19 protein-coding genes are annotated in these 22,723 nt (G+C 62.0%); 15 read left to right on the forward strand and 4 right to left on the reverse strand.

Going from position 1 to position 22,723, the window contains the following annotated elements; all coding sequences use genetic code 11:
• Positions 1 to 15 precede the first annotated feature (15 nt).
• Together ARUE_RS08970 and ARUE_RS08975 are read left to right on the forward strand one after the other, a co-directional pair.
• Positions 16 to 1,611, forward strand: coding sequence for an MDR family MFS transporter (locus ARUE_RS08970; protein WP_286140303.1), 1,596 nt, complete (start codon positions 16 to 18; stop codon positions 1,609 to 1,611).
• 20 nt (positions 1,612 to 1,631) lie between these two features.
• Positions 1,632 to 3,248, forward strand: a complete 1,617-nt coding sequence (locus ARUE_RS08975; RefSeq protein WP_014921485.1) for a GMC oxidoreductase — start codon at positions 1,632 to 1,634, stop codon at positions 3,246 to 3,248.
• 561 nt (positions 3,249 to 3,809) lie between these two features.
• On the opposite strand, the gene ARUE_RS08980 is transcribed toward ARUE_RS08975, so the two are convergent.
• Together ARUE_RS08980 and ARUE_RS08985 are read right to left on the reverse strand one after the other, a co-directional pair.
• Entirely contained in the window at positions 3,810 to 4,112 is a 303-nt protein-coding gene (locus tag ARUE_RS08980) for a YciI-like protein (protein ID WP_014921486.1), read from the reverse strand.
• Between the two features lie 44 nt (positions 4,113 to 4,156).
• Positions 4,157 to 4,657, reverse strand: coding sequence for a GNAT family N-acetyltransferase (locus tag ARUE_RS08985; RefSeq protein WP_014921487.1), 501 nt, complete (start codon positions 4,655 to 4,657; stop codon positions 4,157 to 4,159).
• A 60-nt stretch (positions 4,658 to 4,717) separates the two neighbouring features.
• Between ARUE_RS08985 and ARUE_RS08990 the strand changes: the two genes are divergently transcribed.
• A complete protein-coding gene (locus ARUE_RS08990) occupies positions 4,718 to 5,299 on the forward strand; it encodes a TetR/AcrR family transcriptional regulator (RefSeq protein ID WP_014921488.1) in 582 nt (193 codons plus the stop codon).
• 41 nt (positions 5,300 to 5,340) lie between these two features.
• On the opposite strand, the gene ARUE_RS08995 is transcribed toward ARUE_RS08990, so the two are convergent.
• A complete protein-coding gene (locus ARUE_RS08995) occupies positions 5,341 to 6,588 on the reverse strand; it encodes a beta-ketoacyl-[acyl-carrier-protein] synthase family protein (protein ID WP_014921489.1) in 1,248 nt (415 codons plus the stop codon).
• Positions 6,589 to 6,653: 65 nt separating this feature from the next.
• Here ARUE_RS08995 and ARUE_RS09000 point away from each other — a divergent pair, with 65 nt between their 5' ends.
• From ARUE_RS09000 to ARUE_RS09010, 3 genes are all read left to right on the forward strand, one after another.
• A complete protein-coding gene (locus ARUE_RS09000) occupies positions 6,654 to 7,268 on the forward strand; it encodes a TetR/AcrR family transcriptional regulator C-terminal domain-containing protein (protein ID WP_014921490.1) in 615 nt (204 codons plus the stop codon).
• Positions 7,269 to 7,664: 396 nt separating this feature from the next.
• On the forward strand, positions 7,665 to 8,078 hold the full coding sequence (locus tag ARUE_RS09005; RefSeq protein ID WP_014921491.1) for a hypothetical protein: 414 nt from the start codon (positions 7,665 to 7,667) through the stop codon (positions 8,076 to 8,078).
• Positions 8,053 to 8,418, forward strand: coding sequence for a helix-turn-helix domain-containing protein (locus ARUE_RS09010; RefSeq protein WP_043470057.1), 366 nt, complete (start codon positions 8,053 to 8,055; stop codon positions 8,416 to 8,418). Before ARUE_RS09005 ends, ARUE_RS09010 begins: the two co-directional genes overlap by 26 nt.
• Positions 8,419 to 9,164: 746 nt before the next feature.
• Here ARUE_RS09010 and ARUE_RS09015 read toward each other — a convergent pair.
• On the reverse strand, positions 9,165 to 9,812 hold the full coding sequence (locus ARUE_RS09015) for a TetR/AcrR family transcriptional regulator (RefSeq protein ID WP_014921493.1): 648 nt from the start codon (positions 9,810 to 9,812) through the stop codon (positions 9,165 to 9,167).
• A 181-nt stretch (positions 9,813 to 9,993) separates the two neighbouring features.
• Between ARUE_RS09015 and ARUE_RS09020 the strand changes: the two genes are divergently transcribed.
• The 9 genes from ARUE_RS09020 to iolD all read left to right on the forward strand — a co-directional run bounded on the left by ARUE_RS09020 (position 9,994) and on the right by iolD (position 22,672).
• Entirely contained in the window at positions 9,994 to 10,215 is a 222-nt protein-coding gene (locus tag ARUE_RS09020; RefSeq protein WP_014921494.1) for a hypothetical protein, read from the forward strand.
• 32 nt (positions 10,216 to 10,247) lie between these two features.
• On the forward strand, positions 10,248 to 12,050 hold the full coding sequence (locus ARUE_RS09025; RefSeq protein ID WP_014921495.1) for a sigma-54-dependent Fis family transcriptional regulator: 1,803 nt from the start codon (positions 10,248 to 10,250) through the stop codon (positions 12,048 to 12,050).
• Positions 12,051 to 12,270: 220 nt separating this feature from the next.
• Positions 12,271 to 13,218, forward strand: a complete 948-nt coding sequence (locus ARUE_RS09030; protein ID WP_014921496.1) for a C-terminal binding protein — start codon at positions 12,271 to 12,273, stop codon at positions 13,216 to 13,218.
• A gap of 18 nt (positions 13,219 to 13,236) precedes the next feature.
• Positions 13,237 to 14,523, forward strand: a complete 1,287-nt coding sequence (locus ARUE_RS09035; protein ID WP_014921497.1) for an aspartate aminotransferase family protein — start codon at positions 13,237 to 13,239, stop codon at positions 14,521 to 14,523.
• A gap of 2 nt (positions 14,524 to 14,525) precedes the next feature.
• Positions 14,526 to 15,425, forward strand: a complete 900-nt coding sequence (locus ARUE_RS09040) for a fumarylacetoacetate hydrolase family protein (RefSeq protein WP_014921498.1) — start codon at positions 14,526 to 14,528, stop codon at positions 15,423 to 15,425.
• A gap of 31 nt (positions 15,426 to 15,456) precedes the next feature.
• A complete protein-coding gene (locus tag ARUE_RS09045) occupies positions 15,457 to 17,547 on the forward strand; it encodes a hydantoinase/oxoprolinase family protein (protein ID WP_014921499.1) in 2,091 nt (696 codons plus the stop codon).
• A 3-nt stretch (positions 17,548 to 17,550) separates the two neighbouring features.
• A complete protein-coding gene (locus tag ARUE_RS09050) occupies positions 17,551 to 19,311 on the forward strand; it encodes a hydantoinase B/oxoprolinase family protein (protein ID WP_014921500.1) in 1,761 nt (586 codons plus the stop codon).
• A gap of 81 nt (positions 19,312 to 19,392) precedes the next feature.
• On the forward strand, positions 19,393 to 20,526 hold the full coding sequence (locus ARUE_RS09055; protein WP_286140309.1) for a Gfo/Idh/MocA family protein: 1,134 nt from the start codon (positions 19,393 to 19,395) through the stop codon (positions 20,524 to 20,526).
• 184 nt (positions 20,527 to 20,710) lie between these two features.
• Complete coding sequence (gene iolD, locus ARUE_RS09060; RefSeq protein ID WP_014921502.1) at positions 20,711 to 22,672, forward strand: 3D-(3,5/4)-trihydroxycyclohexane-1,2-dione acylhydrolase (decyclizing); 1,962 nt, start codon at positions 20,711 to 20,713, stop codon at positions 22,670 to 22,672.
• The last annotated feature ends 51 nt before the right edge of the window (positions 22,673 to 22,723 follow it).

Consider the following 22,723-nt stretch of genomic DNA (forward strand, 5'->3'; position numbering starts at 1 on the left):
TGCGATAGAATGAAAGTGGCGTCGGGATCTCTTCAAAGATCCGTTCTCGGCAGTGACGATGCCGCCGAGGCACAAACCGTCGCGTCGACGGCCCGATCGTTCGGGCAGAACACCATGCCACTCTCACCCATAAGATTTCGCTTCCTCGTCGCGTCCCTGCTGACCGTGTCCTTCTTGGGGGCACTCGACCACACCGTCGTCTCCACATCGCTGGCCACCATCGCCGGCGAACTCGGAGCACTGGAGCTCATGAGCTGGGTGGTGGTTGGTTACACCCTCGCCAGCACAGTTCTCTTGCCCATCCTGGGAAAGCTCGGAGATGTGCTCGGCCCACGGCACGTCTTCATGGTTTCCTTGGTGGTCTTCCTCCTGGCGTCCCTCGCCTGCGGGTTCGCCCAAAACATGACGTGGCTTGTTACCTTCCGTGTAATACAGGGAATGAGCTCTGCCGGCCTCCAATTAATGTCGCAGACCATCGTCGCCAAGGTGACCACACCCAGGGAACGCCCCCGATACCTCGCGATCATCGGAGCAGCGTTTCCAGCCGCAATCCTAATAGGGCCAATCCTTGGCGGAGCGATCACCGATTACTGGGGCTGGTCCTGGGTTTTCTGGGTCAACGTCCCGGTGGGTGTGATCGCCCTGGCGCTCGCATACGTTGCTGTTCCCAAACTGGAACGTGGCGTTGCCCCACGCCACTACGACGTGACAGGCGCTGTCGCGTTCACTGTGGGCTTGGTATTTCTTGTCCTGGGTGTCACCTGGGCTGCGGAACGAAGCGGCGGGGCGCAAGCATTGGCGGCCCTGGTAGTCAGTGGCGTGGCCTTGCTGGGGTTCTTCATTATTGAACGCCGAGCCCCTGAACCCATGGTCCCTTTGCACTTGTTTGCCAACCGAACCATAGCCGCATGCACCGCACTTTCGGCGATTATCGGCGTCGGACTTTTCTCTATCACCGCCTACCTTCCCACCTACTTCCAGATGGCTTACCAAGTCAGCGCAACCGTCTCAGGGCTTGTGCCTATTGCTACGGTCCTTGGCATGCTGGTCAGCAACCTTCTGACCGGGTGGTTGGCGAGCCGCACTGGACGGTACCGGGTATTCACCATTATTGGTACGTGCATGGGGTCGATGGGGCTTTTTGTGATGGCCTGGCTGCCGATCGGTCTTCCGTTGTGGGTACCCATGATCGTCATGGGATTTGTGGGTATCGGGACAGGGTCCTTCATGAGCCTGATCGTTGCCGTCGTCCAAAGTGCGGCACCCCTCAGCCAGACAGGCAGCATCACCGCGACAGTAAATCTGGTGAGGCAAGTTGGTTCCACGGTAGCTACAGCCATCATCGGAGGCACCATCGGTTTCGGGGTTGCGGCCCTCCTGCCCTCCGGCCTCACTGCGGCCAGCCTCACCCCGCATGCTGTGCAGCAAGCAACGCCGGAAATCCAGGAAGCCGTCGCCGGAATTTATGGACAGCTGTTCGTTCCAATCTTCATCGCACTCGCGTGTGCATACGCAATCGGCATCATTGCCGCCGTCCTGCTTCCCCAAGGTCGCCTGACGGACGAAGCGGAAACTACCCAGTCAGAAGTTCCTGAGCCCCTGTCGGCCTGACATTCCACCAAGGAGAATCAATGTCCAAGAATCAGACCATAGCCATTGTTGGCAGCGGACCAATCGGCTCAGCGTACGCCAGGCTTCTGGTGGAAGGCACACCCGATGCCCGCGTCATCATGTTCGAAGCAGGACCGCAGCTGACCGACCGGCCCGGCGAAAGCGTGCGCAACATCGCCGACCCCGATCAGAAGGCCAAGGCGCGCGAGATGTCGCAGGGGCCGCAATCCGGGGCATATCGGGAGTCGCTTGGCATCCCGGCCGGGACCGTGACCGAAGGCATGTTCACCGCGCGCCAAGGTACTCATCTCCTGGATTTCGGAGCAGCGGGATCGGCCCACGCAGAGACGTTCCCCGCCGCCGCAGCGGCCACCAATGTCGGGGGTCAAGGCGCCCACTGGACATGCGCGACGCCGTCGCCGGCCTTCAGCGAAAAAGTTCCGTTCATTGCCGACGACGAGTGGGAAGACCTGCTCGCTTCCGCCAAAGACCTGCTGCACGTGCAGAGTGCCGCCTTCGCCGACTCCGGCGTCGGGGCAGCCATCCGTTCCCTGCTGCAGGAGGAGTTTGAGGGCGAATTGCCCGAAGGGTACGGCGTGGATACGCTTCCCGTCGCGGGGGACCCCCAGCCTGACGGTTCCATGCGATGGGCAGGAGCGGACGTCGTCCTAGGACCGCTCATCGATCCCCGGTCCCCATTGTCCGAGAGATTTGAACTCCGTGACCTCTCGCTGGTCCGCCGCGTGGAAACTGATGGAAACCGCACCACAGGGGTCACGGTGGAGGACCTTCGCACGGGGGAGACCACTTTCGTTCCCGCCGACGTCGTGGTGGTAGCAGCGGATGCCTTCCGGTCGCCCCAATTGTTGTGGACTTCCGGGATCAGGCCAGCGGCGTTGGGGCGCTATCTGACAGAACACCCCGTGGTCATCTCCACTGTGGCACTCGATCCTCAGAAAATGGAAAGGTTTGCCAGCGAAACGGACCTGGAAGCTGAGCTGGCCCGCCGCGCGCAGAACCCTGCCGATCCCGTGGCCGCCGTTAACAGAATCCCGTTTTCTGAACCCGACCACCCCTTCTCCGTCCAGGTCATGTACTCCGAGACGACGCCGTTCCCTATGGCGGCGGATGCGCCGCACGCCCGGAACCGCTGGGGCTACGTCAGCATGGGCTACGGGATGCGCAAGCACCCGCGCGTTGAGGACGGCGTGACGTTTGACGACAACGAGCTGGACTACCGGGGATTCCCGAACATGACCATCAGCTATTCCCTCACCGAACGGGAGAATGCGGAGATTGAAGACGCCACCGCACGTCTGCGCCGCGCCGGCAATGCGTTGGGCGTCTTCGTGGCAGAGCCCCGGCTCATGCCGAACGGGTCCAGCCTCCACTACCAAGGAACGATGCGCATGGGTGCGTCCGACGACGGCACATCGGTAGCTGATCCATGGTCGCGTGTGTGGGGCTACGAAAACCTGGTGGTCGGCGGAAACGCGCTCATCCCCACGGCCACAGCCATGAACCCGACACTGATGAGTGTGGCCATAGCGGTTCGCGGGGCGCGGAGAGTAGTGGACGAACTCGCTTCGCGGGGTACTGCGGCAGTTGAAGAAGATCTCGGGCGGGCGCGGGTCTGAGGTGGCGTAGGACGTGTCTTGGACGTCCCTGCATCGTCCGGACCGGCTGCATTACGACTGTGTGGTGTCCTGTAAGTAGTCACCTAGAACTAGGCGGTGCACATTTGCAGGCGCCGCACACGGGTGCGGCGATGGTGTCTGGCCCCTGTGTAGGGTGCTCGAAAACGGCCAAAATGGAAGTGTGGACAATGTCTACACTTCCACCTCGGATTGCCTCGTACAACCACCGGACGCCCCGGATTCCGCCTGTTTCCGACACTTCCCAGCAATGCCAAGGCTTGGAATCCCGTTCGAGTCCCACCTCGGGCATAGGAAGACCCCCTCTACGGAGGGGGTTTTTGCTTTAACGTGTGTACATTTCTGCTTGGTCAGGTCCCTCTGACACTTGCCGCGGGGTGTGCCTGGCGCCGCGGGTGGCCTGTTTGGTTGTGGGGGAGTGGGTTGAGAATCGTGGTTGGCGGGGCCCTCTGCTGGCCCGGTAGCAGGGCATTACTGTCGTCTCCGCGCAGGAGGCTGAAACGCTCAAGAGCTCCATGACTAACTCGTTGACTGGCTCGTCGTCTATGGCCTTATGGGCGTGGTTGCTTCGTTTCCGACTACGGTGCGCCATGGGCGTGCGGTCCAGGATGTCACGACGCCGTTGACTACGTAGGGATCGGCGGCGGCAAAGGCGCGGGCCGTCTGGAGCGCGTCCGTTCCGGTGAAGATTAATAGTGCGGTGAACGGGCCGTCACCGACGGCACCTCCGAGGACGAGTTCGCCTCGCTCTACCGCCGCCCAGGCTGCCGTGAGATGGGCTGAACGGTGCGCTTCGCGGGCGTGGAGGTAGTCGTCACCGTAGGTGTATTCAAGGACGGCATGCATTTGGTTTCCCGTTCTGTTCGTGTGTTGGCGTGCGGGGGGCTTGTTTACAGGTCGAGGACCCAGGTCTGCTCCATGTAGTCCCCGCCGCACAGGTGCGTGGGTGACTCAGATTGGAGCTCGAACCCTGCTCGTTCATAGAGCCGGCGTGCTGCGGTGAGGTTATTTGTCGTCCAGAGTGACACGTGTTTATACCCGGCCGCGCGTGCGAAGCGGAGGTGTTCTTCGACGAGTCGTGCCCCGACGCCGAGACCGCGTGCGAGCGGAGTGACCAGAAGGACGCGGAGCTTGGCCGTTCGCTCATCGTGGGGCATCAGCATGATGCACCCTACCCGCTCGCCGTCGACGTCGGCGATCCATGCCGCTTGGCGGCTGTTGTCGGCGGGCTTCGTGTATTCACTGACAATGCTTGCCACGAATCCCTCAAAATCTTGGCCCCAGGCACACAGTTCAGCGAAGACTTCGCCGTGGGCCTGCACTATCCAGCCCAAATCTCCGGGCAGTTCTGCGCGCCGTACGGTGACCCTGCGTTGCTCTTCCGCGATCACTCTGTCTCACCTTCCTATTCACTGACACAAGTGTGTCAGTGGTTTTGGTAGAGTATCGGCATGGACGATCGGTCGGCAACTCCTTCAGCACGGCAGATCGAGCTGCTCGAAGCGGCCTACCAGTATGTGCTGCAGCACGGTCTCTCCGGGCTGTCCCTGCGTCCGCTGGCCGCTGCGATCGGGTCCAGCACGCGTGTCTTGCTGTTCCTGTTCGGGAGTAAGGAGGAGCTCATTCGGGCTCTGCTCGATCGTGCCCGCGCGGAGGAACTGGAAGCCCTTCACGAGCTGATGCCGGAGCGCCGGGGGTTGGCGGCTGGTGTCGAGGTGCTCTGGGAATGGCTTTCCTCGGAGGTCCATCGGCCGCTGCTCCTGCTGTGGGTGGAATCTTATAGTCGATCACTCGCTGACCAGGGCGGGCCATGGGCTGACTTTGCGCAAGGGACCGTGACGAGGTGGCTGGACATCCTTGCGCAGTGCCAAGACGAGGGTGATCGGATCAGCCCGTCAGGTGAAGTCGAACGGACACTGGCTCTTGCCGTGCTCAGGGGCGCGTTGCTCGACCTTTTGGCCACGTCGGACGTTGCCCGTTCATCGGCGGCGGTGCGGCACTACGCCACTCGCATGAACGCTCAGAACATCTGAAAGGCATTCCCCAAGTCCGACATCACCGCTGAGGCAGCTGATTAGTTTTTGCTGAAGATCAGGCTGACGTTCTGGCCGCCAAATCCGAAGGAGTTGGACAGTGCTGTGGGAGGTGTTCCGTGGCGTTGTTTGTTGATGTGGCGCTGTTCGGTAACCAGGTCCAGTCCGATCTCCGGGTCCACGTTTCCGGGATGGAGGTTTCGGGTGGGAGGGATGATCCCCTGCGCAACGCTCCGGGCAGCGATGATGGCTTCGACAGCGCCGGCGGCCCCGAAGAGGTGTCCAAGGGATGCTTTGGGCGCAGTCACGGGGGTGTTGTCGCTGAAGATGGCCCTGATGGCTTTCGCCTCAGCGAGGTCGCCAAGGGTGGTGCCGGTGGCGTGGGCATTGACGTGACCTACCTCCGCGCCGTTCATGTCGGCGTCGCTGAGGGCTTTGGTGATGGCGGTGATCTGGCCTTCGCCATCGTCCGCCGGTGCCGTCACGTGGAAGGCATCGGAGGTGATTCCCACTCCGCGCAGGACCGCATGGACGGTGGCGCCGCGGGCCGTGGCGTGTTCGGCGCTTTCGAGCACAACGATGCCTGCTCCCTCGCCGAGGACGAAGCCGTCGCGGTCGGAGGCGAAGGGGCGTGAGGCGGAAGCGGGCTCGGTCGTGAGGGTTGAGAGGGCCCTCGTTTGCAGGAAGGCGGCGACGGTGAAGGGCGTGATCGCGGCTTCGGCGCCGCCGGCAATGACGACATCAGCTTCGCCGGAGCGGATCAGCCTGGCGGCCAGGGCGATGGCTTCGGCGCCGGAGGAACATGCTGAGACCGGGGTGTATGAACCTGCCTTGGCGCCGTAGCGGATGCTCACGGCCGCGGCGGGTCCGTTGGCCATGAGCATCGGTACGGCGCGTGGGGAGACGCGGCGCTGTCCGCGGTTCTCCAGGGTGTCGTCCTCGCGGAGTAGTGTGCCGATTCCGCCCACGCCTGTTCCGATGGCTACGGCCAGTCGGGTGCCGTCCACCTGGGGTGAACCGGCATCCGCCCAGGCTTCCGCCGCGGCAACCAGGGCGGCTTGCTGAACCCGGTCCAGTCGTTTGGCTTCGACGGCGTCAAGTCCGGTGGCGGGGTCGGTAGCCATGGGTGCGGCGATGGTGACCGGGAGTCCGCTGTCCCGCAACATCTCCTCCCCGACGTCCCGCACCCCTGAAACGCCCTCAAGGAGGGCGGCCCAGGTGCTCTCGACGGCGCCTCCCAGCGGCGTGGTCGCGCCCATTCCTGTCACAGCGATATCTCGTTCCCTCATGACAACTCCTTTTCTTGTTTGCCATACAAGATATCCAGAGAGTTGTATGAAGTACAATTTTCCTCATGATCGCAGAGCGCAAGGGCAAGCGTCAGCCGGGGGGCCCAACTCAAGCCCGTGGCCACTCAACCCGGGGGCGGATCCTGGACAGCGCGGTCAAGCTCTACCTCGCCACCCCCTCCGATGCGGTGAGCGTGGCGGCCATTGCCGCCGATGCCGGAGTATTTCCCAATCAGGTGACCTACTACTTTGGTTCCAAGGACTCGCTCTTCATCCACGCAGCCTTCCTTGCCCTCCTCCACGACGCCGAGCGCATTGAGGCCATCGGCCACAGCGCCGGGAGTCCGGAGTCATTTCGTAGGAACATGTCCCGCACAGCGCTGATGCTCCCGTCGATGCCGCTGGTGGTGCGTGCCTTGGCTGTGGGGACATCCCGGCCATCCCTCGCTGCGGTAGTGGACCAGCACCTGAATCTGCTCTTCCGCCAGTCCGAGCGCTACCTTAGCCGCCTTCTGGCCCAGCGGGACTGGGAAGTGCAACGCGCCCTTCGTGTGGAAACCAGGACGTTTTGGAGCGCAGCCTTCGGAGCCACTCTCCTGTCGCAGGCCGGCGTCACGGGCTCCGGAAGCGACGTGGACCTGGCCGGCACGCTGACGGTCCATTCAAAGGGAGAGGTCTAAGCGGCGGGCGGTGGGCAGCTACTCTAAGGCCCAAGGGTGTGGGATCACTGCCCAGGGGTCAATCGGGCGGCCTGGCTCGAATTCGACTTCCATACAGGTCAGGGTAAGGGTGAGCGGTGACATTATGGGCCAAGCCACGGGGCCCGCTAGTTCTGACGCGGAAGGTGAGCGATAACGGACGGTCGGCGTATGGGTGATGACCCGCTTGTCCCGGCCCAAGTGGTGCGGCTCTCCCAGATGAACCTTCGGGCCAATAGCGGACTCTCCTTCAGAAGGAGGACGATGGGCTGACCAAAGATGTAGCCCCGTTATACCGGCTGACAGTGCGAGTTGTGCCTTCGGAGATGGCTCTTTGAATGACTTTCAATGCATATGCCTTCAAAGTCATAATTGCCTATGGAACTTTTCTGGCCGGACAGCTTTGACGAGCAGCTGGACCGACTCGAAGAGGAGGCCGAAAGCGGTGATGAGAGGGCTGAGGCTGTATTCGAATATGTAGCCGCAGAGATGGACTATCTGCGGCGCCTGAGCGCACCACCCGCCGAAGAGACTCCGACACCCAAAACGGTGCGTCAGGCGAACAGGTACCAAGTATGGCGGGTTTCTCACCCGTATCATCACGGGATCGCCGTCCGACTGATCGTCTGGTTTCCACACGATGAGAACACAGCGGTGGTGGCCCTGTTTTCGGGTGATAAAGCCAACATGGGCGATGTCTTCTACGACAGTGTGGGAAGCAGAGCTGACCAAATAATCGATCAATGGATCAGAGAAGGGGAGGTTGATGAAAATGGTGAGGAAGACATTTAGGAAGGGCGATGACCGGCTCGGACGTATCCTGGCAAAGCCGGGTATGACAGAACGCGTAGCCGAAATTCGGGATGCTTCCGCACGCGAGGACCGTATTTACGCCCTTAACCTAGCCACAATTCGCAAGGCCGCAGAACTGACACAGGATGACTTGGCCCAGAGGCTTGGAATAGATCAGAGTGTTGTTTCGAAGACAGAGCGCCGCGAAGACATGCTTCTGTCAACGCTTATGGACTATCTCTCAGCCGCGGGCGTAGAAGACGCAAAGATGGTGGTGCACGTTAACGGCCGCGAAATTGAACTGGACCTCCGCAGTCTGCAGCATCAAGTGCAGGGCTGAGAACGTTTGCGGAAGGACCTGGCATCGCAACCCAGAGGGGACTCCGCATAGTCGAGCTTGCTTCCGGTGATGTGGGCACTGCTGACGCGGCTGGGGGAGTGCGGCCGGTCTCAAGAGTCATGTGAATGGGGCAAAAGTAAGTGTGGACAATGTCCACACTTTCCACCCCGGACTGGCCCGGATTCCTTATGTTTCCGCCACTTCCCAGGTGTTCCCAAGGCCCTGAATCCCGTTCGAGTCCCACCTCGGGCACAGCATACCCCCTCGTCAGAGGGGGTTTTTGCTTTAATGTGTGCACAAATGTGGACATGAGACTCTGATGTGTGGTGCCGGCTCGTGCCTGGCCGCCGGTTGGCCTGTTCAGTTATGGGGGAGCGGGTTCAAGGTCTTGGCTGGGCGGCCCTCCGCTTGCTCTTTACCGAGGTTCGTACTTCCATTCCGGTTGCATGGCGGCCAGGGTTAGCCGCTCACTACTCCATACGCCCGGGTAGTCCTGAGAACATGACTTTGAGCGACTCCTTCCGGAGTCTTTCCAGAGTTGTTGCTGTGTCCTCGAGGGAAGACGTGCGCCTGCCGGAACTTAGACCGAACAATGGATATGTGGAGACCAACCCTCGCTCATTCCGAAGCATTGGCCATGATTTACCACTCCCGGCGGTCCCGATTGGTGGGGGAACGAGATGCCGATAGATACCGGCGACCTCCTGAACAGCTACCCGGCCATCCCGCCGCAGCTGACCCTCCTGCTAGAAATCCGCCGCAAGAATCGTACGGGACAGGACGACGGCCCGGTCGGTGAGTTCAGCAAGCTCGGCATCGTCGCATTCCGGTGATGCCCACCGGGTGGCTCCTTCGAGGAGCGTCACGACGACTTTGACCCGTTCTTCAGCCTGTGGAAAGCCCATGTCAACGGCGGCGGCGACGTACATGTTTTGGTGGAGGTTCACCCAATCGTCTACCTGGGAACGCAGCTCGCTGGGGAGAATGTTGGCCATCCTGTCGGTCGCAACCAGAAGGTCCCAGAGGTTGCTTTCGGGGAGTCTCACCTGGCGGGTGAAGTGCAGCCGGACCATGCAATCCCAAAATTCGGATGCCGATTGCGCGTGGTCCACGGCCTCCAGTAGTGCTTGGCCGAAGCGGTGGAAATGCCAGCGCAGCGATTCGGCGACGATCTCGTCCCGTCCGCCCGGGAAATGCGAGTAGAGGCTGGGTGGCTTGATGTTGACGGCATTGGCGATGGTGCGCATCGATACGGAGTTGAATCCGCTGGCAATGGCCAACTCCAGAAAGGCTTCAAGGATGTGCCGCCTTGATGCTCCTTGGCCAGCCCAATCCCATTCCTCCAGACGGTGCGCGAACGTGTCGCGGGCGGACTTGTAGGACGTGCTGCTCATGATGTGACCCTAACAGTCGGGTGGACGCTGCCTCATTTATCGTGACGCGAAGGGCGTTCGAAGTTCAGTCCAACTCTACAGAAACTCTTGGCTAACGACCATTAGTTAGGTACTCTGAAAGTGGCGCAAAGCAGCACCCGCTGGCTCCGCCGTCTGAACGCCTTAGCGGAAGGAACGAGTCATGGATATCGAGGATTCGAGCCGGGGGGCCAAAGGAAGCACCATCATTTTGGGCAGCGGCCTCTCTGGCATGGTGGCCGCTTATATCAGCGCCCGGGCGCTGGAAGACGACGCCACCCACGACCCAAACTGGCGCGCGCAACAGGCTTTCCGTCCTAAAGGCCGAGGCTGGAGAAGCAAGTGGCTGGCTTCGCGCCGTGGCGGCACCGCCGTCGTCTCCTGACAACCTCCACTCCACGAAGGAACGTGTTTGATATGGCCGCTGCTGAAGTCCTTTCTCCTTGGTTGCCCCATGAGTCGCTGCGCCAAACAGACCGGCTGCGCGAACTCTTCCTGATGCAGCCTCACGCTGACCTCACCGGAATCCGGCCGATTGTGGCACGCTCCTGGTACAGAAGCCGTGCGGCTGGCGTCGACGCTGTGGTGGACCGGGGATTCTTTGATGAAGGCCGGGTCGACGAGTTCACCATCAGTGCTGCGGGCCCGCACTTGCAGAAATTGGATGAAGTCGCAGCTGACATGGGAGGCTACGTCAACATCACAGCCCCGAACGGAGTCCTCGTCAAGGCAGACTTCCTGCGCGACGACGGCTTTCCAGCAGGGTATTCACTCTTGGAAGAGAGTTGCGGCAGCAACGGAGAAGGTCTCGCTCTGGAAGAAGGGCGGGGCGTCTGGCTCGCACCGGAGGAACACTTCCGCGAAGACATGAGGGGCAACTGGTGTTTCGCTTCCTTGGTCCGTGATCCCTTCCACAACCGGGTCCGGGCTGTTATCGGTCTTACGTTGCCGGCCAACAGGGTCTCCGCGCTGGAACCGTCATCGACCCTGCTGATGCTTGAGGGGGTTGCATCCCGAATCGAACGCGACATCGAGGTCCGCACGTCATCCAGGGAACGGGCGCTGCTCAGCGAATACTTGACGGTCTCGCGCCGCAGGGGCAATCGCGCCGTGATTGCCTTGGATGGCAAGAACTCCCTTCTCAATGCCTCCGCAACCGCTAGCTTGGAGGACAGCGACTTCTCCATCATTTCGGGCTACGCAAAAGCGGTGATGTCCTCCGGTCGGGAAATGAACTATGAGGTATCGCTTCAGGGACCCGGGCGTTCCACGCTTGAAGTTTCACCGGTGACGCTCTCTGCATCCAATGTCGGTGCCATCGTGGTTGTCCGTCCTCATGTTCCTGTGAAGGTGCGCATTTCCGAGTCCGTCAGCGACCCTAATAGACCGGAACCATCATTGCCGGACACTACGAACCGGCTCATGAAGCATTTGGACGGGACAAGCATGGGTTTCAAACGTGCCCTGAATCTGGCCCGCAAAGCTGTAGAGCAAGAACGCTCAGTGGTAGTGATCGGTGAACTGGGCAGCGGTAAGCGCAGGTTGGCCGGCGCCATTGCGTCGATGCGTGGTGAGCAGATGGTGGTAGATGCGAGGACTGGGGCGCTGAGGAATCCGCAAATTCGGGACGTGATTCACCGCGTGTCCACGGAGCTTCCGCCAACTTTGGTTGTTGAACACGCCGACGAACTCTCCCAAAATGAAGCCGCCGAGCTGGTCAGTAACCTGAGAGGCAACACCACCACCAAACTGGCGTTCACTATCACTCACCCCACGGATGCCACCCTCCTGCTCTCGGACGCATTCGACGTCCTGGAAATCTCGGTGGAGCCCTTGCGTAATCGCAGGGAAGACATCCCACCGCTTGCTTCTGCCATCGCCGCAGAGATGGGCGACCGGAAACTGTCCCGCCGTCTCCTCACCACCCTGACTCACGCGGATTGGCCCAGGAACATCGATCAACTGCGGGCCGTCGTGTCGAATGCCGTGGAGCGTGCCGCCGGGGCCGAAGTGACTGTGGACGATCTTCCTCAGGGCTACCACAGGGTCCTTACCAAGGGGCGGCTGTCCAGGCTGGAGGACGCCGAGCTCAGTGAGCTCCGCACGGCCCTCCAGGAAGCCGATGGCAACCGCAGCCTGGCAGCAGTGGCCTTGCAGATTGGCCGTTCCACCCTCTACCGCCGGATGGACTACTTCCGCAGCCGCGGATTCGACCTCTAATTCGGGAACTTAAGGCAGCCGGCTACCGCTTAGGGCCGGCTGCTTTTTGCTGCCTGCCAAACAGCCTGGCGAAGCTGGGACAGTGTCCCACCCAGGTGTCTCGATCTGGTACGGATCAGCCATACGGACCCGCGTTCTACTTGAAACTACCCGGACACCGGCACCCCTCCACGGGGCGCTGGCAGATCAAGAGGGTACAAAAACGAACAGGACGACGACTATGACCCGCGATGCCCACGGAACCATTCTTGTGGCCCCACATCACTTTCCGAACCTGGACCGCGAGCACGCGCTCGCCAAGGAGTTCGGTTACACACTCAATCCGGCTGCCGACGCCGATTCCTTTCGCAAAGGACTTCCCGACGCCGACATCGTGATGATCACTCCGTACGCGAAACTCACGGCGGTGGACTTCCCTCTGATGTCCAACTGCAAGGCTGTCATCAGGTATGGAATCGGCTACGACAACATTGATGTTGCCGCAGCTACCGAGGCCGGCATTCCGGTATCCATTGTCCCTGGGACTGCGTCGGAAGAAGTTGCCTCGCATGCTTTTGCCATGGGCCTGGCCTTGGCCCGCAGGTTGCCTGCTGGTAATGCGTCCATCCGGGACCTCGGCTGGGCCGGGACCATCGGCTACGACACCCCGGTTCTTTCCGAACTAGAGGTCGGCGTTTTGGGAATGGGCCGCATCGGCCAGCACGTTGCCCGCATGTATCAAGCTGTTGGGGCAAAGGTCCGGGCCTACGACCCATTCGTCACGGAGAGCTTTGTGGACCTGACCACTCTGGAAGACATCCTGGAGAATTCCGACGTCGTCTCACTGCACCTGCCGCTGACTGCGGATACGGCCAACCTCATTTCCAAGGATGTTCTGGCCCGGATGCGCAAAGGTGCGGTGGTTGTCAACGTGTCTCGTGGCGGCCTCATCGAGGAATCAGCCCTTGCCCAGGCGCTCACCTCCGGGTACATTGCCGGCGCCGGCATCGACACCTTCGCCGAAGAGCCACTCGGTGCTGAACACCCGCTTCGTTCAGCGCCCAACACCATCCTGACGCCCCACATTGCGTGGCGTTCCAACCGCTCCACGGGTGCTCTGCAGGAGGGCGCCGTGGAGAGGGTCCGCCTGGCTTTGACGGGGCAGCCGCTGATCGACCTCGTGAACTGAAAGACTGGAGAGAACCAAGTGGGAACAGAGCAAAAGAACGCCATCACGCAGAACCACCCCGCGGAGGATCCACATCTGCGCAGGGGACCCCGCGGCTTCCCGTTGCTGCCCGGCGGCTATGGCCGATCGACGTACTACACAGGTGCCCCGAGCCCTTACGCCATCCGGGGCGAGGGGTACCGTGTCTGGGATGACCGCGGCCACGAACTGATCGATGCAAACAACAATTTCACGTCCCTGATACACGGCAACGCCCACCCTGAGATCACGGAGGCCGCCACCAAGGCACTCACAGCCGGTGCCAGCTGGGGAATCCCCAACCTCTACGAGTGGGACCTGGCCGATCTGCTGTTGTCCCGTCTACCCGACCTCGATCAGGTGCGGTTTGCCAACTCCGGCACGGAAGCGGTGATGTCCGCGATTCGCATTGCGCGGGCCAGCACCGGGCGGGAACGCGTCATAGTCACCAAGGGCGGCTACCACGGCACATCCGAGGTCGCTCTGGTTCCAGGCGGCCCCTCCTACCAAAGGGGAGTCACTCAGGGTGTCATTAATGACGTCACTGCGGTGCCGCTCAACGATGTCGAGACCCTGCGTCAGGAGGTGGAGGCAGCACCGGAATCCTATGCTGCGATAATCCTTGACCTGCTGCCGAACCGTGCTGGCCTGCTCCGGATTTCCGAGGACTTCGTTCACACGGCCCGTGAGTTGGCCACGCGGTACGGGATCGTTCTGATCATTGACGAGGTCATCAGCCTTCGGCTTGGTTTCAACGGCTTCAGTGGAGAGTACGGCGTTTCTCCGGACTTGCTCACCACAGGAAAGTTGATTGGCGGAGGGTTCCCCGTGGGAGCAGTGGCTGGTCGTGCTGAGCTGATGGCCGAAGTGGATCCGACCCGCCCCGGCAGCTTGCCACACGGCGGCACGTTCTCGGGGAACCCGGTCAGCATGGCAGCCGGAGCAGTTGCTTTACGCCTTTTCACTCAAGAAGAAGTCAAGAGACTGAATCACCTCGGCGACACAACACGGGACGCCGTGAACGCGCGGATCGCAGACGCCGGCTGGGAAATACGTGGGCGGGGTTCGCTGCTGCGGGCTGTTCCCTCAGGCGCGGAGAAAGTGGGCGAGCGCACCCAGCATGAACTGTGGTGGGCGTCCTATGAGCGGGGTTTGCTCGGCTCGCCAGCCAACCTGCTGTCCTTGTCCACGCCCATGGACGAAAAGGTCGCGGAGGACATCGCAGATCGACTGACCGATGCCGTGCTCGCCGTGGCAGATGGCACGGCCACGAAAGGGGAGAAGTAACCATGAAGATCGTCTCCTACAAAAACGAATCCGGCGTTCGCGGCGGTGTCCTGATCGACGACGCTGTCTATGATCTCGAACTGCTGCTCCAAGGATCCACGGACGCAGTTCACGGCGCCACCAGCTCCGTCCGAGGTTTCCTGGACCTTTACGGCGACCGGATCCCGGCGATCTCGGCGGGGATCGCTGCTGTAGCAGCTGAGGACCCCGTGGCCCGCGTCGGCGCGTTGTCTGAGGTTACCTTGACCACCCCTGTGGCGGACCCGTCAAAGGTGCTCTGCATCGGCCTCAATTACAAGGACCACGTGGCCGAAACCGGAAGGGCGTTCCCTGAATACCCGGATGTGTTCGCAAAATTTGCGTCAACGATGATCGGCCCACAGGACGAAATCGGCGGAACCCGGGTCAGTGAAAACCTCGACTTTGAAGGGGAAGTCGCTGTGGTGATTGGCCGCCGGGCCAGTGATGTGTCCGAGGACGAAGCCTTGGACTACGTTGCCGCACTGGCGCCCCTGAACGACATCACCGCACGAGATCTCCAGTACCGAGGCACCCAATGGCTGGCCGGTAAAGCCGTAGACGGTTCCACCCCCTGGGGTCCTGCGCTGGTAACGCTGGACGAAGTGGGGGACCCGCAGGCACTGGACATCACCACACGGGTTAACGGCATCGAAGTCCAGCATTCCAACACGCAGTACCAGATCTTCTCCATCGCCCGCGTTGTCTCTTACCTGTCGAGCTTCCTCACCCTCGAACCCGGAGACGTCATTGCCACAGGTACACCGCAAGGCATCGGCGCCAAGCGCAACCCTCCCGTCTGGCTCGAACCGGGCGACACGGTCGAAATCGAGATCGAAAAGGTCGGGCTGCTCCGCAACCGCGTGGCCAAGCCCCAGCGATAAACACTTCAACTCCTAGAAAGACAGAAATCCCATGAGCGAAGTACAAACACAACCGGGTGAAGCGAGGTACCGCATCGCCGTCGATACCGGTGGCACGTTCACAGATGTGGTGGTCGGATCAAATACAGGGGACATGGCCGTTGGCAAGGCCCTGACCACTTACGACCGCGTCTTTACCGGCTTCGAAGCCTCAGTCCGCCGCGCAGCCGAGTCCGTTGGCTGGAGCGGTGACGATGTTCTGCGTAACGCAGACGTTATTGTCTACGGCACCACCCACGCCACCAACGCTGTTCTCACCGGTAAAGTGGCCAAAACGGCACTGCTGACCACGGACGGTTTTGCCGACACCCTCCTACTCCGTGAAGGTGGCCGCAGGGATGCCTTCGATTCAAAGGCCTCCTACCCGCCGCCCTACATTCCCCGCCAGCTGACCTTCGAAATCACCGAGCGCATCTCTGCCGAGGGCGACGTCCTGGTGTCACTGGACGAAGAGCAGGTCCGCGAAGTCCTCGGATCCTTCAAGGAACAGGGCATCGAAGCCGTAGCAGTCTCCTTCCTGTGGTCCATCATCAACGATGCCCACGAGAAGCGCGTCGCGGAACTCATCCAAGAGATTCTGCCGGGTGTTCCGTTCACCCTCTCCAACCAAGCCAACCCGACTATCCGCGAATACCGCCGTTCCTCGGCAGCCTCGATCGACGCCTCCCTGAAGCCACTGATGGCTGACCACCTGGGCAAACTGCGTTCCGATCTCCAGGAGTACGGTTTCGAAGGTGACCTGCTGGTGGTCACGTCCGAGGGTGCGGTGCTCGATGTCGTGGACGTCCTGGACCGTCCCGTCCTCCTGCTGAACTCCGGACCTTCCATGGCACCGCTGGTTGGCGCTGCTGCCGCCCCGGACCGGGACACCGTCGTTGTCTGCGACATGGGCGGCACCACTTTCGACGTGTCCTTGGTTGAACAGGGCGTCGTCCGGCACACCCGGGAGGCGTGGCTCGGGGAGCCCTTCGTCGGTCACCTCACCGGTCTGTCCTCCGTAGCCGTGTCAAGCATTGGCGCCGGTGGAGGCAGTATCGCGTGGATCGACGGCGGTGGCCTGCTTCGCGTTGGCCCCCAAAGCGCCCGCAGCACTCCAGGACCGGCCGCGTACGGGCGGGGCGGCGAAGAACCGACCGTCACTGACGCCTGCGTCGCGCTGGGTTATCTCGATGCAGATGGCTTTGAAGGAGGCTTCACGCTGGACCGCGAGGCCGCCGTCCGCGCCATCGATACCCGGATCGCCGGCCCACTGAACATGGACACCCTGCAGGCAGCTCAGGCCATCCTGGACGTCTCAGCCAACCACATGGCCACGGCTATTCGTCAGGCTTCCCTGGAACAGGGTGTCGATCCGCGCGGTGCGCTCATCGTGGCAGGCGGCGGCGCGGGTGCCATGGTAGCGGCCGCCATCGGCGTACTCCTCGAAGCCGACACTGTCCTCATCCCAGCGACCGCCGGTGTGCTTGCCGCGTACGGAGCACACCGCGCTCCGATCGCGACGGAGTTCCTCTCGCCGCTGCACAACGACACCCGCAGCTTTGATGCCGGATCAGCCTCACGGGCAGTGGAGGACCTCACAGGCAAAGCACATGACTTCGTGAAGCGGTTCGATGGCGTGGGAGACGAGCCCAACGTCACCTACTTCGTTGATGCCCGCTACCCGGGCCAAGCCTGGGACCTTCGTGTCTACCTGGACGCTGCGCCAGATACCGCAAGCGACGCCGCAGGCATCATTGAACGCGCCTTCCACGAAGAGCACGACCGTCGCAACGGCACACACGATCCTGATAGCCGGGTGGAGATCATCACCTGGGGTGTTCGCGTGGAAATCCCGCGGCCGGAGCACACCAAGGAAGAAGCGGGGATCAGCCGGGAGACCGAAGTCCACCGCACCGACTCCATTGTCTTCGGCGGAGAGAGCTTCAGCACCCAGCGCTACCGAGGCGTCACCCTTGCCCCTCGGGACAAGATCGAAGGCCCGGCCGTCATCGACCAACCCACAACCACCATCGTGGTCCCACCAGAGTGGAACGCCACGCTTGACGAACGATCCAACATCTACCTCACCCGTAAGGAGGCGTAGGGAATGACACGCGAATTTGACCCCGTAAAGCTCTCGGTACTGGCCAACGCATTTGACGGCATTGTCCGCGAAATGACCAGCGGCCTGCTGCGTTCGGCCCGATCCTCCGTGATCAACACTGCCCGCGACTTCTCCTGCGCAGTACTTACAGCGGACAACCAGCTCCTCGCTGCTGCAGAGGGTGTACCGGTACACGTCTTTGGTGCCGGCCCCTTGGGCGAAGACATGGTGGAACTGCACAAAGACATCCGCGAAGGCGACGCGTTTCTCCATAACGACCCCTACATGGGAAACTCGCACGCCGCAGACCATGTGATCCTGGTTCCGATTTTCGTCCACGGACGGCATCTGTTCACCGCCGTCACCAAAGCCCACCAGGCAGATTGCGGCAACTCGCTCCCCACCACATTCTTTGCCACCGCCCGGGACGTCTATGAAGAAGGTGCGCTGATCTTCCCTTGCGTCCGGGTGCAGCGCGACTACACGGACATTGACGACATCATCCGTATGTGCCGGTCCCGCATCCGCGTCCCCGATCAATGGTACGGCGACTACCTCGCGTCGGTCGGGGCTTCGCGCATCGCCGAGCGCCGCATCCACGAGCTTGCCGAAAAGTTCGGGGTGGAAGACCTTGAAGACTTCGTGGACGCCTGGTTCGACTACTCCGAGCGACTCACCGCGAGCGCGATCGAAACATTGCCCGAATACGTCCTCCACGGATCCTCTGACCACGATCCCTTCCCGGGTACCGGCCCGGAAGGCGTGCACCTGCAGGCAACCCTTGAGGTAAAGCCCAAGCAGGGCAAGATCATCATTGACCTGCGGGATAACCCGGACAACCTCCCCAATGGCCTGAACCTGACCAAGGCCACAGCCACTGGCGCGGCACTGGCAGGAATCCTCTCCGGCATCCCGGAGAACCTGCCGAGCAACGCCGGAACCTTCCGCCGGGTGGAGGTGCTGCTTCGCGACGGCTGCGCCGTAGGAGTGCCGAAACATCCCTACTCCTGCTCGTCGGGTACTACCAACCTGGCCGACCGGGTGGTCAACATTGTGCAGGCCGCTTTCTCGCAGATCGACGACGGCTACGGCACCGCTGAGGGCGCCGCCGGGCAGGCACCGGCAAAGTCGGTGATCTCGGGTATCGACGAGCGCAACGGCAACGCCTACGTCAACCAGATCCTGGTGGGCGGGGTTGGTGGCCCGGCTACTCCCTACGTTGACGGCTGGCCCACATACCAGCGTCCTGTTTGCGGAGCCCTTCTCTACCACGACAGCGTGGAAGTCGATGAGCAGCGCTATCCAATTCTTGTCCACGAACGCACCTTGGTGGCCGACACCGGCGGAGCGGGACGCCAGCGCGGCGGACTCGCAACCCGGGTCACCATGGAACCCCGTGGGGAGAGCGTCACCCTCACCTACGGCATCGAAGGCAAGATCAACCCGCCCAAGGGTGTCCGTGGCGGCCACGACGGGGCAGAACCGTCCGCCTGGGTAGAGGACCTCAAGACCGGCGAACGGCGCGAGATCCCGGTAGTAGGCCGCTACGACCTGCAGTCGGGCGAGAAGGTCGTATCCATCACCCCCGGCGGTGGCGGCTACGGCGATCCGCTGGAGCGTGACGTCCTGGCAGTCCTCGACGACTACCGGGAATCCCGCGTCACTGCCGAGGCCGCAGCTGCCGATTACGGCGTCGTTATCACCGACGGCGCAGTTGACGAGGCAGCCACGGCGAAGGCCCGCCAGGAACGCCTGGCCGGCTAGCCGACAGCTATCGCAACCCATCCCGAGGCGAGGTATATTCCTCGCCTCGGGATGTTCCAACAAACATTTACGGAGATTCACATGGAACCCATTCGAGTCGGCATCATCGGCGTCGGAAATGTCCTTAACCAATACCTGGACAAGATCGGCGTCCACCCCGACGTCAACATCGTTGCGCTCGCGGATGTGAACCCCGAGGCAGTGCGGAAGCGTGCTGCCGAGTACGACGTTCCCAAGGCCCTCACTCCGGACGAGTTGCTCGCAGATGAAGACGTGGAGTTGGTCCTCAACCTCACGCCGCCCAAGCTCCATGCACCGGTCACCCTACAGGCGATCGCGGCCGGCAAACATGTCCTTTCGGAGAAGCCCTTCGCAACCTCCCTTGAGGAAGCCAAGCAGATCCTGGACGCAGCAAGGGCAGCCGGCGTCAAAGTCGGCTCCGCGCCCACCACGTTCCTGGGTTCCGGCATGCAGACCAGCCGCAAGCTCATCGACGACGGCTGGATCGGCGAGCCGGTGGCGGCCTTCGCATCGTTCGCGTGCCGGGGCTATGAGCACTGGCACCCGAACGTGGACCCCTTCTACAGCCCCGGGGCTGGCCCGATGCTGGACATCGGCCCGTACCTGATCACCAATCTGGTGAACTTCTTCGGCCCGGTGAAGCGGGTATCCGCGACAACGCCGCGTTCCTCCGAGACCCGTCCCCGCCCGGGCAAAGAGGGCGAAGTCATCCAGATCCAGACCCCCACGCACGTCACGGGCACCCTCGATTTCGAGTCTGGCGCTACAGCTACGGTGATCGTCAGCTGGGACATCTGGAACCACAACCTGCCGCACCTGGAAATCTACGGCACGGGCGGTTCGCTGGCCGCTCCGAACCCGGACCACTTCTCCGGCGCTCCCGTGCTGCGCCGCGGCGAGCCTGGCGACCTTGCGCTGGACATGACACCTCCCGGTGGCGGAGATTGGCGCGAAACGCCCATCACCCACCGGGACGACGCCTACCGTGGCATCGGCCTGGCCGAATTCGGTTACGCCATCCGCAACGGCGTGGAACCCCGGACCGGCGGCGACTTCGCCTATCACGTACTGGAGGTTCTGCTTGCTTTCGAAGCATCCTCGGAGCAAGGCCGACACATCCGGATTGAAAGCACCTGCGAACGGCCGCGCCCGCTGCCCTCCGTCGGGCCCCAGGAACCTTACCGTTTCGACTAAAAGGACAACAGCCAGAACAGCAGCCGACGGCGGGACTCAAGTTCCGCCGTCGGCTGCTGTTTGTCTTCCATGGCCGGGCCGCGTATCAAACTGGGACACACCGGCGCCTTCGCGCGGTGAAAACCTGAAGTTCGGGCGAATCGGTGTGGAAAATGCCGACGCACCTTCGAATTTAGGAGATCGCATGACTAGCACAGCCGCTGCTGACATCGGCACCGTGGTCAACACCGCAGGCGACAAAAAGGCCGTCCGCCGCCGCACAGTCGCACAAGCAATCGTTGAATACCTTCAGGTCCAGTACAGCGAATTAGACGGTGAACGCAGGCGCCTCGTTCCCGGAATGTACGGCATCTTTGGCCACGGCAACTCCGTTGGCTTGGCGCAGGGAATCGACGAATATGGTGTGGACTTCCCGCACTATCAGGGCAAAAACGAGCAGTCCATGGTCCATGCGGCCATCGGCTTTGCAAAGGCTTCCAACCGCGCCGCAACACTTGCGTGCACGGCCTCAGCCGGCCCGGGATCGACCAACATGGTATCCGGCGCCGCCACAGCAACCACCAACCGCCTCCCGGTGCTTCTTTTCCCCGCGGACATCATCAACAACCGTTTCGGTGACCCGGTGCTCCAGCAGATCGAGCACCCGGTGGAACGTGATGTGTCGGCCAACGATTGTTTCCGCCCGGTCAGCCGCTACTTTGATCGGATCACCCACCCGGCACAGTTGCTGTCCACACTCCCTGAAGCCATGCGGGTACTCACCGATCCCGTCGAAACCGGGGCCGTGGTTATTTGCCTGCCCCAGGACATTCAGGGCGCGGAGTTCGACTTCCCGGAATCCTTCTTCACGCCGCGGGTATGGCACATTCGCCGTCGTCCGGCCGTGGAAGATGAGTACAGGGATGCAGCAGAAATTATCGGCAACGCCAAGCGGCCTCTGCTGATCGCAGGCGGCGGTGTCCGTTACTCCGCAGCGCAAGAGGAGCTGGCACGCTTTAGTGACGACTTCGGCATTCCGGTGACGGAGACCTACGCTGGCAAGGGCAGCGGCCCGCTCAGCGACCTCAACCTGGGCGCCCTCGGTGTGACCGGCACGGTGGGAGCCAACGAGATCGCGGACGGCGCAGATGTGGTCATCACTGTCGGCTCGCGTCTCCAAGACTTCATCACGGCCTCGCATTCGCTGTTCCAGAACCCGGATGTTAAGTTCGTCAACCTCAATGTGGGCTCCTTCGATGCCCACAAGATGGGCTCATTCCCGGTCATCGGCGATGCAAGGCTGTCGCTGGCTGCTCTGCGGGAGCGTCTGGCGGCCGTTGGGTACTCGACGTCGGACGAGTTCCGCAGCGACATCGCAGATGCCCGCAAGGCCACGATGGAGGTGCGCAAGCACGACCTTCAGGATTTCGCCGGCGAACTGATGAGCCAGGCCCAGGTGATCGACGTACTCAATAAGCGCACCACAAGTGACGACGCCCTGATTTTGGGCTCCGGCGGCGTGGTTGAAGGCATCCATAAGGCGTGGGATCCCTCCAACGGCACCGAAATTCACTTTGAATACGCCAACTCCTGCATGGGCCATGAGATCCCGGCGGGCCTCGGCTACCGTTTGGCTCGTCCCGATGCGCCGGGCGAGGTATATGTCCTGATCGGTGACGGTACCTACTTCATGCAGCCCACCGAACTGGTCACGGCAGTCCAGGAACGCAAGAAGATCATCACTATCGTTATCGACAACCGCGGACACCAGTGCATCTGGCCCCTCCAAGTTGCCAAGGGTGGTCCTGGCCGCGAATTCGGCACACAGTACCGGGAACGCAGCAAAGAGTCAGGTCGACTGGACGGGTCGATCCTCGACTTCGACATCGCAGCCAACGCAGCCAGCATGGGCTGTGCTGCCTGGTCCACGACGACCATCGAGGAGTTCTCGGCCGCCCTCACCGAGGCGCAGGAAGCCGAAGGCCCCGCCGTGATCGTGGCCCGAGTTGAGCCCTGGCGCTACCTTTCCGGCAATGGCGCCTTCTGGGACGTTGGAGCTCCGATGACTTCGGAGCGACCCGCAACGCTCGAGGGCATCGCCAAGCATCTCAAGGGCCGTGAGCGCCAGCGCTTCTACGCTGCCACCACCGCACCTGAAACGCGCTGAGCGCACCGGGCGGGACCGCTACGCAGCGGTCCCGCCCGTCGTCTTACGGGC

Source organism: Arthrobacter sp. Rue61a (assembly GCF_000294695.2).
In the GTDB taxonomy this organism is placed as follows: Bacteria; Actinomycetota; Actinomycetes; order Actinomycetales; family Micrococcaceae; genus Arthrobacter; species Arthrobacter aurescens_A.